Origin of the sequence: Deinococcus soli (ex Cha et al. 2016), assembly GCF_001007995.1 — a bacterium.
Lineage (GTDB): Bacteria > Deinococcota > Deinococci > Deinococcales > Deinococcaceae > Deinococcus > Deinococcus soli.
On sequence record NZ_CP011389.1, the window covers coordinates 2,610,860 to 2,627,587 of the forward strand.

Annotated in this window: 16 protein-coding genes; 6 read left to right on the forward strand and 10 right to left on the reverse strand. The window is 69.6% G+C overall.

Translation table 11 applies throughout. The features are described from left to right. The first annotated feature begins 11 nt into the window (after positions 1 to 11). Both SY84_RS12700 and SY84_RS12705 read left to right on the forward strand, forming a co-directional pair. On the forward strand, positions 12 to 1,115 hold the full coding sequence (locus tag SY84_RS12700; RefSeq protein ID WP_046844309.1) for a Gfo/Idh/MocA family protein: 1,104 nt from the start codon (positions 12 to 14) through the stop codon (positions 1,113 to 1,115). Positions 1,116 to 1,202: 87 nt separating this feature from the next. Then, positions 1,203 to 2,423, forward strand: a complete 1,221-nt coding sequence (locus SY84_RS12705; protein WP_046844310.1) for an NAD(P)/FAD-dependent oxidoreductase — start codon at positions 1,203 to 1,205, stop codon at positions 2,421 to 2,423. A gap of 51 nt (positions 2,424 to 2,474) precedes the next feature. Here the strand turns inward: SY84_RS12705 and SY84_RS12710 are convergent, their stop codons facing one another. From SY84_RS12710 to pyrR, 4 genes are read right to left on the reverse strand one after another with little or no spacing between them, the layout of a single operon-like run. Next, positions 2,475 to 3,734: a dihydroorotase gene (locus SY84_RS12710; RefSeq protein ID WP_046844311.1), complete on the reverse strand. Its 1,260-nt coding sequence runs from the start codon at positions 3,732 to 3,734 to the stop codon at positions 2,475 to 2,477. Between the two features lie 17 nt (positions 3,735 to 3,751). Then, complete coding sequence (locus SY84_RS12715; protein ID WP_157882984.1) at positions 3,752 to 4,417, reverse strand: metallophosphoesterase; 666 nt, start codon at positions 4,415 to 4,417, stop codon at positions 3,752 to 3,754. A gap of 3 nt (positions 4,418 to 4,420) precedes the next feature. After that, positions 4,421 to 5,365 carry an aspartate carbamoyltransferase catalytic subunit gene (locus tag SY84_RS12720; protein ID WP_046844313.1) on the reverse strand — a complete coding sequence of 315 codons (945 nt, stop codon included), beginning with the start codon at positions 5,363 to 5,365 and terminating at the stop codon, positions 4,421 to 4,423. Next, complete coding sequence (pyrR, locus tag SY84_RS12725; RefSeq protein ID WP_046844314.1) at positions 5,362 to 5,910, reverse strand: bifunctional pyr operon transcriptional regulator/uracil phosphoribosyltransferase PyrR; 549 nt, start codon at positions 5,908 to 5,910, stop codon at positions 5,362 to 5,364. Before pyrR ends, SY84_RS12720 begins: the two co-directional genes overlap by 4 nt. Positions 5,911 to 6,263: 353 nt before the next feature. Here pyrR and SY84_RS12730 point away from each other — a divergent pair, with 353 nt between their 5' ends. Continuing rightward, the gene (locus tag SY84_RS12730; RefSeq protein WP_046844315.1) at positions 6,264 to 6,704 is read left to right on the forward strand and encodes an Hsp20/alpha crystallin family protein; all 441 of its coding nucleotides are present in this window, start codon (positions 6,264 to 6,266) and stop codon (positions 6,702 to 6,704) included. A 73-nt stretch (positions 6,705 to 6,777) separates the two neighbouring features. Here the strand turns inward: SY84_RS12730 and SY84_RS12735 are convergent, their stop codons facing one another. The 5 genes from SY84_RS12735 to SY84_RS12755 form a co-directional block, all read right to left on the reverse strand. After that, positions 6,778 to 7,713 (reverse strand): hypothetical protein, encoded by a 936-nt coding sequence (locus SY84_RS12735; RefSeq protein ID WP_046844316.1) that lies wholly within the window; start codon positions 7,711 to 7,713, stop codon positions 6,778 to 6,780. 79 nt (positions 7,714 to 7,792) lie between these two features. Beyond that, the gene (locus SY84_RS12740; protein WP_046844317.1) at positions 7,793 to 8,452 is read right to left on the reverse strand and encodes a phosphatidylserine decarboxylase; all 660 of its coding nucleotides are present in this window, start codon (positions 8,450 to 8,452) and stop codon (positions 7,793 to 7,795) included. Between the two features lie 142 nt (positions 8,453 to 8,594). Beyond that, positions 8,595 to 9,350: a peptidylprolyl isomerase gene (locus SY84_RS12745; protein WP_046845219.1), complete on the reverse strand. Its 756-nt coding sequence runs from the start codon at positions 9,348 to 9,350 to the stop codon at positions 8,595 to 8,597. Between the two features lie 87 nt (positions 9,351 to 9,437). Beyond that, positions 9,438 to 9,650, reverse strand: a complete 213-nt coding sequence (locus SY84_RS12750; protein ID WP_046844318.1) for a hypothetical protein — start codon at positions 9,648 to 9,650, stop codon at positions 9,438 to 9,440. Positions 9,651 to 9,688: 38 nt separating this feature from the next. Beyond that, a complete protein-coding gene (locus tag SY84_RS12755) occupies positions 9,689 to 10,159 on the reverse strand; it encodes an Lrp/AsnC family transcriptional regulator (protein ID WP_046844319.1) in 471 nt (156 codons plus the stop codon). Positions 10,160 to 10,321: 162 nt separating this feature from the next. Here SY84_RS12755 and ald point away from each other — a divergent pair, with 162 nt between their 5' ends. The 3 genes from ald (at position 10,322) to SY84_RS12770 (ending at position 14,715) form a co-directional block, all read left to right on the forward strand. Next, positions 10,322 to 11,428, forward strand: a complete 1,107-nt coding sequence (ald, locus tag SY84_RS12760) for an alanine dehydrogenase (RefSeq protein WP_046844320.1) — start codon at positions 10,322 to 10,324, stop codon at positions 11,426 to 11,428. Positions 11,429 to 11,831: 403 nt separating this feature from the next. Beyond that, positions 11,832 to 13,685, forward strand: a complete 1,854-nt coding sequence (locus tag SY84_RS12765; protein WP_046844321.1) for an ABC transporter ATP-binding protein — start codon at positions 11,832 to 11,834, stop codon at positions 13,683 to 13,685. A 136-nt stretch (positions 13,686 to 13,821) separates the two neighbouring features. Next, positions 13,822 to 14,715 carry an aldo/keto reductase gene (locus SY84_RS12770; RefSeq protein WP_046844322.1) on the forward strand — a complete coding sequence of 298 codons (894 nt, stop codon included), beginning with the start codon at positions 13,822 to 13,824 and terminating at the stop codon, positions 14,713 to 14,715. Between the two features lie 171 nt (positions 14,716 to 14,886). Here SY84_RS12770 and dnaG read toward each other — a convergent pair whose 3' ends face one another. After that, positions 14,887 to 16,665 carry a DNA primase gene (gene dnaG / locus SY84_RS12775; protein WP_052751158.1) on the reverse strand — a complete coding sequence of 593 codons (1,779 nt, stop codon included), beginning with the start codon at positions 16,663 to 16,665 and terminating at the stop codon, positions 14,887 to 14,889. Positions 16,666 to 16,728: the final 63 nt, after the last annotated feature.

Here is a 16,728-nt window from a genome sequence, read left to right on the forward strand (position 1 = left end):
TACGGTGGAGCATGCCCCTGAAACCGGACATCACGCCCCCCGAAGCGCAGGACACTCGGGTGGGCTTCGCCCTGGTCGGCATCGGCAAGCTGACCGCCGAGGAACTCATTCCCGCCGCCCGGACCAGCGAGCACGCGTATGTCGCGGCGCTCGTCAGCGGCGAGGTGGACAAGGCGCAGGGCTTCGCGCACGCCCTGGGCCTGACCGACGGGGACGCCTACACCTACGAGCAGTTCGACGAGCTGGCGGGCCGCGAGGACGTGCAGGCGGTGTATATCGTCACGCCGAACAGCCTGCACCGCGAGTACGCCACCCGCGCCGCCCGCCTGGGCAAGCACGTCCTGTGCGAGAAACCGCTGGGCGTGAACGCCGAGGACGCCCAGGCCATCGTGGACGCCTGCCGTGAGGCCGGGGTGCTGCTGATGACCGCCTACCGCTGCCAGTACACCCCGGAACACTGGGCGGCCAGAGACGCCGTGCAGGGCGGCACGCTGGGCGACCTGAGGCTGCTGCACTCCATTCACGCGCAGGTCGAGGACGACCCCGAGGCGTGGCGCCTGACACGCGAGCTGGCGGGCGGCGGGCCGCTGCCGGACGTGGGTATCTACAGCCTGAACACCCTGCGCTTTCTGACCGGGCAGGAACCCGAGTGGGTGTTCGCCACGCAGCACCAGCCCGGCGGCGACCCGCGATTCCGCGAGGTCGAGGCGTCCATGAGCGCCCTGCTGGGCTTCCCCGGCGGCGTGAGTGCGACCATCCAGACGAGTTACGCGGCGTTCAAGACCACCTCCCTGCGCGCGATGGGCGAGAAGGGCAGCCTGAACATGGAGCCCGCCTTCCCCTACGACGGCCTGAAGCTGCAGGTCAGCAGCGAAGGCGGCACCCACAAACCCACATTCCCCAAGTACGACCAGTTCACGCTGGAATTCGACCACTTCGCGCGGTGCATCCGCAGCGGCGACACACCCTGGACACCCGGCGAGGAGGGCGTGCAGGACCACGTCGTCATGGACGCCCTGTACGAGAGCGCCCGCACCGGGCAGGTCGTGCGCCTGCCCACCCACGCGAAGCGCGACGCCTTCCGGGGCACGAAACCGCAGTTGCCGCAGAAGTAGAACCCCAACGAACCCTCAACGCTCCGTACGGGGAACCGTAGCCACGCGCCCACCCGGCCCTGCGGCCACCCCACCAGAATCGGGCATATGGATCTCCGCAGCGGACGCGCCTTCTGGCCCCTCACCAACGGCCTCATGCACACCTACCCGCCCCTGAGCGGCGACGAGAGCGCCGACGTGCTCGTCATCGGCGCGGGCATCACGGGCGCGCTGCTCGCCGACCGCCTGAGTGCCGCCGGGCTGGACGTCGTCGTGACCGACCTGCGCGACGCCGCGTTCGGCAGCACCAGTGCCAGCACCGCCCTCCTCCAGTACGAGATCGACACGAACCTCGTGGACCTGATCCCCATGATCGGGCAGGCCGACGCGGAACGCGCCTACCACCTGTGCCGCGAGGCGATCGACATGGTGCGCGACCTGACCACCGAACTCCCCGACGACTGCGGCTTCCGCGAGCGGGGCAGCCTGTACTACGCCAGCAATCGCCGCGACGCCCGCATGCTCGCGCAGGAACACGCCGCCCGCACCCGCGCCGGACTGAACGTCGAACATCTTGACGCCCATGCCCTGAAGGGCCGTTTCGGGATCACCGCGCCCGCCGCGCTGTTCAGCCCCGACGGCGCCGAGGTCGACCCGTACCGCCTCGCGCAGCACCTCCTTCAGCGCGCGCAGTCACGGGGCGCGCGGGTGTACGACCGCACGGAAGTCACCCGCCTGGACGAGCCCAAAGACCGGCATGGAGGCGACTTCACCGCGCACACTGACCGGAACGCGAAGATCCAGGCCCGCTGGGTCGTCGTCGCCACCGGGTACGAAGCCGAGAAGTTCCTCGGCAGGCGCCTCGCGCAGCTGAAGAACTCCTACGCCCTGGCGACCGAACCCATCGCAGAAACCGACGGGGAACTGTGGCCCACCGGGTGCCTCATCTGGGAAACGGCCCGCCCGTACCTGTACGCCCGCACCACCCAGGACGGCCGCGTCATCATCGGTGGCGAGGACGACAACCACCACAACCCCGCCCGCCGCGACCGCGTTCTGCCCGCCAAGCAAAGACGCCTGGAACGGAAGCTCGGGAAGCTCCTCCCGCACCTCCACCCGGAAACGGCCTTCGCCTGGGCGGGTACCTTCGGCGAAACGAAGGACGGTCTCGCGTACATCGGCCCCCGGGAGAAGGGCGACCGGCTGCTGTTTGCCCTCGGCTACGGTGGCAACGGCATCACGTACAGCGTGCAGGCCGCCCGCCTCCTCACGGACCTGATCCAGGGAGAGGAGCACGACGACCTGCGGATCTTCCGGCTGGACCGCTGAACGGAAAGGGGCGCCGGGGCGACCACCCGGCACCCCTCGTCTTGGTGCCTCCTACCGCTGGAACGCGACCTTGCCGTCCACGACGGTCAGCACCGGCCAGCCCTTCAATGTTTCCCCGGCCCAGGGCGTGAACTTCGCCTTGCTCCTGAACTCGGCGGGGTTCACGGGGCGTTCGGTGGTCAGGTCGAGGATGACCAGATCGGCCTTCTGCCCCGCGTCCAGGGTGGGGGCCGCCCAGCCCATGACGCGCGCCGGGGCGGCGGTCATCAGGTCCAGGATGCGCTCCAGGCCCAGCGTCTCGCCAAAGCGGGTGTACATCAGCGGGAACGCCAGCTCGATGTACGCGATGCCACTGGGGGCGTCCAGCAGGTCGCGTTCCTTCTCCGCGCGGGTGTGCGGCGCGTGATCGGTGGCGAGGCAGTCCACGCTGCCGTCCCGCAGGCCTTCCAGCAGGTGATCGGCGTCCGCCTGCGTGCGCAGGGGCGGCGCGACCTTGTAGATCGCGTCGAAGCTCCGCAGCGCCTCGTCCGTCAGGGTCAGGTGGTGCGGACAGACCTCACACGTCACCGGGAGGCCCTGCGCCTTCGCGGCCCGCACCAGGTCCAGCGCGCGCGCCGTGCTCAGGTGCTGCACGTGCAGCCGCGCCGGAACACCCTGCGCGTGCAGGCCCGCCACGATCTCGATATCCCGCGCCACGCGCGCCGCCTCGGCCGCCGCCGGGTTGCCCGGGAGGCCCAGCGCCTCGCTGACCGGCCCCTCGTTCATCACCCCGTCTGCGCGCAGGCTGGCGTCCTCGGCGTGCACGCTGATCACCATGCCCAGACTCCCGGCCGTCTCCAGCCCTAGGCGCAGCGTGCGGGCGTTCTCGTTCGTGCGCCCGTCGTCCGTGAACATCGCCGCGCCCGCCTCTTTCAGGTAGGTCAGTTCGGCCAGTTCCTCGCCCTTCTGGCCCTTCGTCAGCGCCGCCGCCGGACGCAGGCGCGCGAAGCCCAGCCCCGCCGCCTTCTCGATCAGCGTCCGCACAATCGCTGGGTCGTCCACGACCGGGCTGGTGTTCGGCATGCTCACCACCGTGCCGTACCCACCGGCCGCCGCCGCCGCCAGACCGCTGCTCAGGTCCTCCTTTTCCGTCTGCCCCGGCTCGCGCAGGTGCGCGTGCAGCTCGATCAGCGCGGGCGCGACCGTGCCGCCCTGCCCGTCAATAATGTCGCCCTCTTCCAGCAGGTTCCAGCCCTTGATCAGGCCGCCCTCAATGGTGACGCTCTCGGTCTTCTCCGACCCGACGCGCTTGATGTTCGTAATCGTGATCATGTGTCCTCCAGCGAGCCTCAGGACTCGTCGTACAGATGAATGGATCTGGACTGGGCGTCCCACACGCCGAAGCGGCCGGTGGAGGCCGAGCCGAGATCGAGGTACACCACGCCCTCACCGTGCAGATCCACGACCGGCTCACGCTGCGGCTTGTGGCCGTGTACCGAGTACGTCAGGGCAGGGTGCAGGTGCGTGGGCAGGGGGTGCAGGCCCATGTCGGGCGTGTCCCACAGGTACCCGGTGTCCAGCAGGTCGTCGGCGTGCGCGCCCAGGCTGGGGCGGGCCGCGTGCGCGCAGAGCATCGGCCCCTCCACGACGTACGGCCGCGCCAGCGCCCGGAAGCGTTCCAGATCGGTGATGAAGGCGTTCAGGTCATCCCCGGCCGCCTCGTACTGGGCGACGACCTCGGCCTCGTGCTCGCGGAACCACGCGGTGCGGGCCCGGCCCGTCAGGTTCAGACCCTCGGTGCAGACCCAGTGTTCGTGGTTGCCCCACAGCAGCGTCGCGCGGCCCGACTCGGCCCAGCCCAGGGCGCGCCGCAGGGCCGCGCGTGAATCCGGGCCCCGGTACAGCAGGTCGCCCAGCAGGATCAGCGAACGGTCCGGGAAGCGCGCCTCCACCCACTCCAGGAAGTGGGAGCAGCCGTGGATGTCCGGCACCACGATGGAGGGCGCGCCCGGCAAGGGTCAGTTCCGTCCGACCAGCAGGTGGTACAGGACGCTCATGCGGATGGCCTGCCCGTTCTCGACCTGTTTCAGGATGCGGCTCTGGGGGCCGTCGGCGGCGTCACTGCTGATTTCCAGGTCGCGGTTCATGGGCCCGGGGTGCAGGACGATGGCGCCGCTCTCGGCTTCTTTCAGCAGGGTGTCGTTCACCTGGTAGGTGTCGGCGTATTCCTGGAGGCTGCCGAGGAACCCGCCGCTCATGCGTTCGCGCTGAAGGCGCAGGGCCATGACGGCGTGTGCGCCGCGGACGGCCTCCTTAGGGTCGGTGGTGAGGGTCACGCCGGGCATCTGCGCGAGGCCGGGGGGGAGGAGGGTGGCGGGGCCGCACAGGACGACCTGCGCGCCCAGTTTGGGCAGCAGTTCGGCGTTGCTGCGCGCCACGCGGCTGTGGCGGACGTCACCGAGGATGGCGACCTTCTTGCCTTCCAGGCTGCCGTATTCCTGGCGGATGGTGTACGCGTCAAGCAGCGCCTGGGTGGGGTGGGCGCGGCGGCCGTCCCCGGCGTTGATGACGGGTTTGCCGCTGTAGCGGGCCACCAGATGCGCGGCGCCCGCGGCGTGGTGGCGGACGATGTACGCGTCGACCTTGTAGGAGGTCAGGACTTCCAACGTGTCGCGTAAGGATTCGCCCTTGCTGACGCTGCTGGCCCCGGCGGCAAAGGTGAGGACGTCGGCACTCATGCGCCGGGCGGCCAGTTCGAAGCTGGTGCGGGTGCGGGTGCTGTTCTCGAAGAACGCGTTGCACACGGTCAGGCCTTGAAGGGCCGGGACCTTCTTCACGGGCCGGTCGAGCACCTGGAGCATGGTGTCGGCGTTGTCGAGGATGGCGTGCAGGCGTTCGGGCGTCCAGTCCTGGAAGTCCAGGAGGTGGGGTGGGCGGGCGCCCATGCTGGTGGGGGCGTTCATCGCAGCGCCTCCATGTCCCACAGTTCGACGCTGTCCACGTCGTCGGTTTCCTGGAGTTTGACCTTCACGACCTCGCTGGCGGCGGTGGGGAGGTTCTTGCCGACGTAGTCGGCGCGGATCGGCAGTTCGCGGTGCCCGCGGTCCACGAGCACGGCCAGCTGGATCCCGGCGGGGCGGCCGAGGTCGATCAGGGCGTCCAGCGCGGCGCGGACGGTGCGGCCGGTGTACAGCACGTCGTCCACGAGGATCACGCGGCGGTCGCGCAGGTCGAACGGCACCTGCGTCTCGCGGATGATGGGCTGCTGGGCGACCTCGCTCAGGTCGTCGCGGTACAGGGTGATGTCCAGCATGCCGGTGGGAACGTCCACGCCTTCCAGGGTGCTGAGCTTCTCGGCGAGGCGGCGGGCCAGGGGGATGCCGCGGGTGTGTACGCCGATCAGGGCGAGGTTCTCGGCGCCCTTGTTGCGTTCGATGATCTCGTGCGCGATGCGGGTCAGGGCGCGGCGGACCTCGTCGGCGGTGAGGATCGTGGCTTTGGGCGTCACGCTCTGCCTCCGGTGCGGGCCATAAAAAAAAGGCCGTGCAGCGCGGGCTGACGGGTGGGGGTTGGGTGGGTCATGGTGCTCCTTCTCCTGCCTCACGGGGCGGGTGCAGCCTCACGGGACTGCCGGGAAAGGGACGGGGTGTGGGGTTGTAGGACGCGCCGTGGCGCAGCCTTGAGGAGTGTACACCGCTGCGCGGGGAGGTGTCATGCGGCCTGTCCGACCACAGAGGGGAGCTTAAGGCGCACTAAACTTGACATACTGGCACTCAGGTTTTACTATGGTGACAGTTGAGCGCGAGGTACTCAGATGTTCTGTTCGGGTGCGCGGCGCTTCCAGTTCTAGGAGGTACTCACATGATGCGATTTGATCCCTTCCGTGAAATCGAGGAACTCACCCAGCGCATGGACCGCGCCTTCGGCCAGGCCGCCGCGCCCACCCGCTTCGCCCCGCCCGTCGATGTGCACGAGGACGAGTACGGCCTCGAACTCACGCTCGACCTGCCCGGCGTGACTCCGGATCAGCTGCAGATCGAGGCGGAGAACCAGACGCTGACCGTGCAGGCCACCCGCGCCTACGACCGCCGCGAGGGCCGCACCGCGCACCGCGTCGAACGCGCCCACGGCACCCTGGCCCGCACCTTCAACGTGCCCGCCAAGTACGACCTCACCAAGGTCGAGGCGGACCTGCAACACGGCACCCTGACCATCAAGGTGCCCCGCAGCGAAGCCGCCCAGAAACGCACCATCACCGTCCGGACGAACAACGTTCTCGACAGTGAAACGGCCAGCGCGTAAACCAGAACGAACCGAAGGGGCGAGCCAGTGATCGGCTCGCCCCTTTCATGCGTGGAGAGACACAGCCTCAGCTCTACTCGCCTTCGCGCACGGCGTCCAGCAGCTCCTGCACGATGTTCAGCGCCGCTGGCCCCAGCGGGGAGCGCGTGACGCCCATCAGTGTGCCGAGCTTCTCGCGCCGCGCGGGCGTAAGATTCAGCCACCGCTGGAGATCCTCGCGGTGCGTGCGGGCGGTCTCGTCGCGCAGGTAGCGCACCGCGCCGTCGTAGTACCCGGCCTGGAACGCGGCCCGCGCCCGACGCTCCTGCTCCACGAGGCCCAGCCCGCGCGTGGCGAGCAGCACCCGCCGCGCCTCCGGCTCACCGCCGAACGCGTACAGGCTCTCCAGGTGGTACACCGCCTTCGGGAAGCGCAGCCCGGCCGAGGCGCGCCACGCGTGCGGCAGGCGGATCTCGAATTCCGGCCACAGGTGCAGCCACGTCAGCAGCGCCGGGTACAGCAGCGTCAGCGCGATCTCGCGGGCATCCGCGAGGGCCAGCAGCTGCTCCTGCACGCCGTGCCCGGCGCCCGTGTGCGCGGCGCGCGCGGCGATCAGGGCGTCCTGCGCGTTCAGCAGCAGCTCGGCGCGGTGCGCGGCCCGCTGCGACGCACTGAGGTTCCACAGCGTCCGCTGGATACGCCCGTAATGCCCGGTCGGGTCGTACAGCACCCGGCTGGTCGCCAGCAGCGCCAGCGGCGCCTCCGCGCGCGCCACGTCCCAGTCGCGCCACGCCTCCAGATTCTCGAACGGGAACCGCTCGACGGTCACGCCCGCCCGCGCGTCCGAATGGGCGCTCAGCAGGCCACGCTCGAACGTCACGAACGTCGGGACGCTCCCCGCCCACTGGAACTCCGTACCGTGACTTCCGGCCTGCGCCACGGCGCGCACCTTGCGGTCGGCGACCAGCCGCTCCGCGACCCGTTCCGGCGAGTGCCGCTCCGACCGCTGCTCATTCGATTCCGTCTTCACGCCGCACCCCCTTCCCGGTTCCAGCCGGGCCGGGCAGCATATCCCACCCCGGCCCCCTTCTCCGTGACCCCTGCGGTGTTCAGCCCCGGCGGGCCACGACCGTCTCCGCGCCCGTCACGCGGTCCCCCACCCTCACGGCGGGCATGAACGCCAGCGGCACGTGCAGCAGCACCAGCCCGCCCTCCTGCAGGAACGCGGCCTTGTACCCGGCGCGCACCTCGTCCCCCTCCCGCGTGAAGGACGTGCCGCTCAGGCCCGCGCGGCCCGCCACCAGCGTCACCGTCACGTCCCCGTCCGGCGTGGCGATCACCGCCGCCTGCCGCTCGTTCTCCAGTGCCCCGCGCGTCACCAGCGTATCCACCGCGCGGCCCGTCAGCGCGCCCAGCGTGCCTGCCGCGTCCAGCAGCGGCACGTTCGCCCGCGCGCCCACGTGCGTCGCGTACGACACCGCGCCCGACACCGGCTGGAACACGTAATGCACGTCCAGCGGCCCGACGGTCACCCCGATCAGCCAGCCGTCCGCCGCGCCCGGCGTGCCCAGCAGCGCCGGCACGTCCAGCCCGTCCGTGCGGCCGTCCTCCACCCGCCGCACGAACCCCACCACGCCGTCGGCGGCACTCAGGACCTCGCCCGCCCCTACCTTCGGGAGGCGCACCGGGTCACGGTAGCGGTACACGCCACGCAGGTACAGGGCCGCGCCAGCAGCCAACGCAACAGGAATCAGACGGCGAACACGCATGCCCACAGTCTAAAGGGCCCGCGTGCTGGGCCGGGAAGAGACACTCTTGGGGGATGTGGGGCTCTGAGCTGTGGGCTCTGAGGCGAGCTTCGGGCAGAGCCGTTGCTTGCGCTGCTGTTGCTCACAGCTCAGACCTGAAAACTCACTGCTCCTGAAGGATCTGCACGCCCAGCAGCGTGTCCGCGCCTGCCCCAGCAATCGGGCCACTGCCCGTGTAGTTGCGTTGCAGGCGGTTCAGAACGTCCTGTCCACCGATGACCTGCCCGAACACCGTGTAGTTCCCGCTGAGAAAATCGGCGGGCGCGACCGTGATGAAGAACTGGCTGCCCTGCGAGCTGAGGCTCTGCGAGCGGGCCATGCCCAGCACCCCGGCCCTGTCGAAGCGCACGCCACTGACGAGTTCCGCGCTGAACTGGTACCCGGGACCGCCCGTGCCCCAGTTCGCCTGCTGGGCGGGGTCGGCGCTCAGAGGGTCGCCGCCCTGCGCCATGAAGCCGTCGATCACGCGGTGGAAGCGCGTGCCGTCATAGAAGTGGTTCAGTGCGAGGAACACGAAGTTGTTCACGGCGGCAGGCGCGACCTTCGGGTATAGGTCCAGGGTCACGTCCCCCTGACTGGTCTTCAGGATCGCGCGGTAGCGTTTGTTCGGGTCGATGATCTGCGCGGGTGCGCTGCTGAACGACCGCACCGGGGCCTGCGTCAGTTCCGGCATCGCCTGGAAGCTCAGCACCGGGGCGGGCGCGGTCGCCGCGGGAGTGGGGGAGACCGGCGCGGCGGTGACGGGCGCCGGGACCGTGGTGGCCGGAGCCGTACCAGCTGGCGTGGTGGCGGCGGGCGCGCAGGCGACCAGTGCGGCACCCATCAGGACGGAAACGGTGATCAGGGCACGTCGGGACATGCCCCAGTCTTCCACAGCCTCCATGAGAGGCGGTGGCCTGCCCCGCGCCGCCGGATTCAGGTTCGTTGAGGTTCGGCGCGACTCTGGTCAGCGGGGGCGTTCCGGGCCCCAGCGGTTCAGCGCCCACAGGCCCGCGCCGATCAGCACGGCAGGCACGGCCAGGATCGTCCAGGCGGGCCAGTCCAGCAGCAGGATGCCCGCCCCGGCCAGCAGCACAGACACCGCCACGATGATCCAGCGCAACGCCTCGTCCAGCAGGAACGCCCACAGGTCCGCCCAGAACCCCTGTCTCGTGTTCATGCGCCCAGCGTACCGGGTCCGGGCACTCCAGCGGGAGGCTAGTCCAGTGGAAGGCTGGTCGTGTACTTCTCCTGCTTCACGACGATCGTGCTGGCGGTGTTCCGCACGCCGGGAATGGCGGCCAGGGTGTTCACCAGGAAGTGCTGGTACGCGTCCAGATCCGGCACGGACACCTTCAGCAGGTAGTCGATGTCCCCCAGGCACAGGAAGCATTCGAGCACCTCGGGCCGGTCCTGCATTTTCTTGGCGAACTCCTCGAAGCCCGCCTTGGTCTGCTTGTCCAGCGTGACGCGCACGATCACCATCAGTTCGCGCCCGACGGTCTTCGGGTCGAGCAGCGCCACGTACCGCTGAATGACCCCCTCCTCCTCTAGGCGGCGCACGCGGCGAAGGGTGGGGGCGGGGGTCAGGCCGATCTCGTCCGCGAGTTCCGTGTTCGGAATGCGGGCGTCCCGTTGCAGGATCCCCAGAATCTGCCGGTCGATGGCATCCAGATCACTCTGAGACATGATGGAGCGCATTCTAGCAGATCGGCGCAACCCTGTTGCGGGGTATGGCCCGGAAAGGGCATGTGCGGGCAATCCTGATTGCGTCACCAACTGTTAATCTTGCGTTCAACACAGCATCAACCCGCCGGCAGGAGACACCTGCGCGGCCCGCGAGGTCACACCATGCACATCGGACTCCCGAAAGAAATCAAGGTCAAGGAAAACCGCGTCGCCCTCACCCCCGGCGGTGTCGCCACCCTCGTCCGCCGCGGCCACACCGTCACCGTCCAGCACGGCGCCGGCCTCGGCAGCGGCATCGCCGATCAGGACTACGTGGGCGCCGGCGCCACCCTTGGCAGTGCCGACGACGCCTGGGCCGCCGAGATGGTCGTGAAAGTCAAGGAACCCGTCCAGAGCGAGTACCACTACCTCCGCCCCGACCTCCTGCTGTTCACGTACCTGCACCTCGCGGCTGACCGCCCCCTCACCGACGCTCTCCTCGCAGCGGGCACCACCGGCGTCGCCTACGAAACCGTGCAACTCGACGACGGCAGCCTGCCGCTGCTGACCCCCATGAGCGAGGTCGCGGGCCGCCTCAGCGTCCAGGCCGGCGCGTACCACCTCCAGAAACCCGTCGGCGGACGCGGCGTCCTCCTCGGCGGCGTCCCCGGCGTGCAACCCGGCCACGTCACCATCATCGGCGGCGGCGTCGTCGGCACCAACGCCGCCAAGATGGCCATGGGCCTCGGCGCCAAAGTCACCATCCTCGACGTCAGCCAACGCCGCCTCGCGTACCTCGACGACGTCTTCTTCGGCAAGCTCACCACCATGATGAGCAGCGAAGCCAACATCCGCGACCTGCTCCCCACCACCGACCTCCTCATCGGCGGCGTCCTCATCCCCGGCGCCAAAGCCCCCCACCTCGTCACCCGTGACATGCTGAAACTCATGCCCGAAGGCAGCGTCATCGTCGACGTCGCCGTCGACCAGGGCGGCTGCGTCGAAACCATCCACGCCACCACCCACGACGACCCCACCTACACCGTCGACGGCGTGATCCACTACGGCGTCGCCAACATGCCCGGCGCCGTCCCCCGCACCAGCACCTTCGCGCTCACCAACCAGACCCTCCCTTACGCCCTCCTCCTCGCCGACCACGGCGTGAACGCCCTGCACCGCAACAAGGCCCTCATGCTCGGCCTGAACACCCACCAGGGCAAACTCACGTACCAGGGCGTCGCCGACGCGTTCGAACTGGCGTACGTGGCGCCCGAAGCGGCGCTGGCCTGAGATTTCACTGATCACCCCACCCCCCAGCCCCCTGCCCCAGAGGGGCAGGGGGGGTTTGCGTTGCACTGGGCAAGAGATTCTTTCGATGCGGCTTGTTCGTGTCAGGTGGTGACGGGTCCGGCCTCGACGCCATCCTGCCGCCCCCCACGTCGGCCCGCGCGCTGCGCGCACGACGGCCGGTGGTGGTGTGCGGCAGCGGGCAGGGCGGATGGTGCGGGCCACTGATCGACTTTGTTTCGCTCTGGCAGAAGCCTGGGTTCAGGCTCCCCTTGACTCGCAGAGCCCGCAGGGAGGGGAGCTGTCAGCGCAGCTGACTGAGGGGTTCCGCTGCGAAGCAGCCTGTGTTCCCACTTCCCACACCCCACTCCCTACTGCCTTCCTGCTTCCCGCGTACCCTGTGCGTATGTTCTCCCGTCCTGGCCGCGCTGCCTTACCCCTCAGTCCGGATGCGCCACGTGTGAAGCGCGATCCGCGTCAGCTGGTGCGCCTGCTGGCGTTCGCGCGGCCGTACCGCTGGGTGTTCGTGGTGGGCGTGGTCGCCACGCTGATCTCCAGTGGGTTGAATCTGGTGTTCCCGGCGTTGTTCGGGCGGTTGATCGACGCGTCGTTCCTGAAGGTCGGGTCGACGGACACGTCGCAGCTGGACCGGACGGTGGTGGCGCTGCTGGGGATCTTCGCACTGTCAGCGGTGTTCGGGGCGGCGCAGTCGTTCCTGCTGTCCCGGGTGGGGGCGGGCGTGGTGGCGGACCTGCGCCGGGCGGTGTTCGCGCACCTGCTGACGCTCTCGCCCCGCTTCTTCGGGGAGCACAAGACCGGTGACCTGACCAGCCGCCTGACGTCGGACGTGGGCACCGTGCAGACGGTCACGAGTACGGCGCTGGCGCAGCTGGCGGCGCAGTCCGTGAGTCTGGTGGGCGCCGTGGCGCTGCTCGTGACCACCAGCCCGCGCCTGAGCCTGCTGACCCTGGCCGTCATCCCCCTGGTGATCGGCACCGCCGTGACCATCGGGCGGCGCATCCGCCGCGTGAGCCGCGAGGTGCAGGACGCTGTGGCAGGCGCGAACGCCAGCGCCGAGGAGGCCATCAGCGGCGTGCGCGTCGTGCAGAGCTTCACCGCCGAGGGCCTGGAGGAGGGCCGCTACGGGCAGGGCGTCACGCAGAGTTTCCTGGCCGCCCTGAAACGCGCCCGGCTTCAGGCCCTCATGGCGGGCGTGATGAGCTTCCTGACCTTCGGCGCGCTGGCCGTGGTCCTGTGGTACGGCGGGCGGCTGGTCATGGCGGGCAGCCTCACGCCGGGGAACCTCGTGACGTTCCTGTTCTACGCGCTGCAGGTGGGCGGCACGGTCGTCGCGCTGACCGGCGTGTTCAACCAGTTCCAGGAGGCGCTGGGCGCGTCGGGCCGCATCTTCGAACTGCTGGACGAACGCAGCGACCTGCCGCAGCCCGCGCAGCCCGCCCCTCTGGCACGCGCGGAGGGCCGCGTGTCCTTCGACGGCGTGTCTTTCACGTACGACGGTGACAGCGTGGAGGGCGGGCGGGCCGCCGTGCTGCGCGGCGTGACCCTGGACGTCCCCGCCGGGCAGGTCGTCGCCCTGGTCGGGCCGAGCGGGGCGGGGAAGACGACCCTGGTGAACCTCATCCCGCGCTTCTGGGACGTCACGGGCGGCACCCTGCGCGTGGACGGGCGGGATGTGCGCGACTACGCCCTGGCCGACCTGCGCGCCCAGGTGGGCCTCGTGCCGCAGGAGACGCTGCTGTTCAGCGGCAGTATCCGCGAGAACATCCTGTACGGCCGCCCCGGCGCGAGGCCCGACGAAGTGGAGGCCGCCGCCCGCGCCGCGAACGCGCACGAGTTCATCACCGCGTTCCCGCAGGGGTACGACACGGTCGTCGGGGAGCGCGGCGTGAAACTCAGCGGCGGGCAACGCCAGCGGGTCGCCATCGCCCGCGCCATTCTGAAAGACCCCCGCATCCTGATCCTCGACGAGGCCACCAGCGCCCTGGACAACGAATCCGAAGCGCTCGTGCAGGCCGCGCTGGAACGCCTCATGCAGGGCCGCACCACCTTCGTCATCGCCCACCGCCTCAGCACCATCCGGAACGCCGACCGGATCCTCGTCATGGACGCCGGACGCGTCACCGAGGACGGCACCCACGCGCAGCTCCTCGCGGCGGGCGGCCTGTACCGCGACCTGTACGAACTGCAGTTCCGTGCCGAACAGGACGCCCGGGAGGACATGAACGCGGCCGTCCGGTAAGCCCTTGAACCTGACCCGAGCAGCGCACCGGGAACAGCCGCGTGCCAGGCTGAGGAGCGGTGGGCCGTGCGCCCATCAACGCAACGGAAAGCTGGGGTCACCACGAACTGGAGCTCAGCGGCGCACAATACCCGTCATGGAACAGAGGGACTTCGGCACCACCGGCCTGCGCGTCAGCCTCCTCGGCCTGGGCGCCGGGCAGATCGGCGACGGCGCACTGAGTGAAGACCACGCGGGCACCCTGCTCAACCGCGCCATCGACCGGGGCATCACCCTGGTCGACACCGCGCGCGGCTACGGCCTCAGCGAGGAACGCATTGGGCGGCACCTCGCGTACCGCCGACACGACTTCATCCTCAGCAGCAAGGGCGGGTACAGCGTAGGCGGCGCCGACGACTGGACGCCGCAGGCGATCCGCCTGGGCATCGAACAGGCCCTCACGCGGCTGCGCTGCGACTGGATCGACATCTTCCACCTGCACTCCTGCCCCGCCGAGACCCTGCGCCGCGACGACCTCCTCGGCGCGCTCGACGACGCCCGGCGCGACGGCCTGATCCGCGTCGCCGCGTACAGCGGCGAGAACGAGGCTCTCGCCTGGGCCATCCAGAGCGGCCGCTTCGGCAGCGTCGAGACCAGCGTCAACCTCGCCGACCAGTTCAGCCGCCGCCAGCTGCTGCCCGCCGCCAACGACGCGGGGATGGGCGTCATCGCCAAACGCCCCATCGCCAACGCCGCCTGGCGCTTCACGGACCGCCCCGAAGGCGACTACGCCGAAACCTACTGGGAGCGCCTGCGCACCCTGAACATGGAATCCATCCGCCAGCAGGCCGGACTCGACTGGCTCGACCTCGCCCTGCGCTTCACCGCGTACGCCCCCGGCGTTCACAGCGCCATCGTCGGCACCGCCAGCATCCAGAACCTCGAACGCAACATCGACCTCGTCCAGCAGGGCCCCCTCCCGCTGGACGTCCTCACGCACATCGAAGCCGCGTGGACACAGCACGGGCTGGAATGGGGCGGGGAAGTGTAACGGGAGAGTGAGAACGGGGGTGGTCACACGCCCCCTCACCCTTCCGTCGCTCCACTCCACTGCTGCGCAGCTCTGCGAGTCTTTCCCTCCCCCACAAGAGGAGAGGGAATTTTTTCGACCCTCGCCCCTCGTGGGCGAGGGTGCCCCGCAGGGGCGGGTGAGGGGCGCGCCTTACGCTCTGGCGGCGCCGCGCACGCGTTTCTCGGCTTCGATGGCGCGCTGGAGATCCTGAATCTGCCGCAGGAGGCCCAGCTGCTCGGTCGGCGCGGCCCCCGGCACCTGTTTTTTCAGCAGGTCGACCTCGGCGCGCATCGCGTCGATGCTGAGGGTCACCTGAATGTCGTCCACGGCGGCGGCCGCGTAGCCGCTGACCTTCTGCTCGTACTGCTGGCTGTTCTCCCGGCCGATGGTGCCCGCGTCGCGGCCCTCGAACATCAGGCGGATCAGGAGCTGTTCCTCGGGCTGCCCGCGGAACACGTCCAGAATGTCGTCGGGCGTCTGCGCGCCGCGCGCGGCCAGCATCACCTTACGCACCGACTCGTTGCGCCACGGCATGCTGCCGTCCAGTTTCGCCAGCAGCGACGGGTCGACGAGCAGCTGCTTCAGGAGGGCCAGTTCGCGGTCCTCCTCGCTGCGCGTGCTCGTCATGCCCGCCAGATGCGTGTCCGTCAGGGTGCGCCGCTTGGCCTTGCTGGCGATCCATTCCATGAGCGCCTCGGGCTTGATGCCGAGCGTCTCGCACGCCGCGCCGCGCACGCCCTCGGCGATCTCGTCCAGCGGGTCGAGGTTCTGCATGCGGGGCAGGAGTTCCATCAGGATGCGGCGTTTGCCCTCGCTGGTGCCCACCCCGTGCCGTTCGATGGCGGCCTGCACGCGGTACCGGACCTCGTCCAGACCGCTGCTCAGGGCCGTCCGCAGCTGCTCGATATCCCCCGCCAGGAGGGTGTCCGCCGGATCCTTCCCACTGGGGACGCTCGTGGCGCGCACGCGAAACTTCGCGCCCAGCACCTGATCCAACCCCGACAGGGTCGCCTTCAATCCCGCCTCGTCGCGGTCGAACAGCAGCACGAGACTCTGCGCGCCCAGCCGTTCCAGCAGCGTCGCATGCTCGGCGGTCAGGGCCGTGCCCAGGCTCGCCACCGCCCCGGTGAAGCCGTGCTGGTGCATGGTGATCACGTCCATGTACCCTTCCACCACCACCAGCTCGCCGCCGTTCTTCAGGCCCAGGCGGGCCTTGTCCAGCCCGTACAGCAGTTCACCCTTGCGGAACACGTCTGTTTCGGGGGTGTTCAGGTACTTGGGCTTGCTGTCGTCCAGCACCCGCCCCCCGAAGCCCACCAGCCGCCCCAGGTGATCGCGGATGGGGAACATCACCCGCGCGCGGAAGCGGTCGTACACCCGGCCCGACTCCGGGTTCTCGATCAGCAGGCCCGCCTCCAGCAGCTGCCGTTCCGACACGCCCTTCACCCGCGCGTGCTTCAGCAGGCCGTCCCAGCCGTCCGGCGCGAAGCCGATCTCGAACGACTCGATCGTCGCGTCCGTCAGGCCCCGCCGCCGCAGGTACGCCAGCGCCGCCTCGCCCGCAGGCCCGTGCAGGTGCTCACGGAAGTACGCCAGCGCGAACGCGTTCACATCGAACACGTCCCGACTTGACCGCTCGCCGTACCGCGCCTCCACCTGAATCCCGGCGCGCTCCGCGAGCTTGCGCATCGCGTCACCGAAACTCAGGTTCTCAGTGCGCTGCACGAAACTGAACACGTCCCCGCCCGCCTTACAGCCAAAGCAGTAGAAGTAGCCCTGCTCCGTATCCACCTGGAACGACGGCGACTTCTCCTTATGGAACGGGCACAACCCCTTCAGGCGGCCGCGCCCGGCGGGGGAGAGCTGTACGTACTCGCCCACCACATCCGCAATGTTCAGGCGCGAACGAACCTCTTCTTTCGTTCCCACGGCAGCACCTCACCCCCTTTCAGACAGCCACCCACCGGGCAGCCGGAGACGCCCAGTGTACCC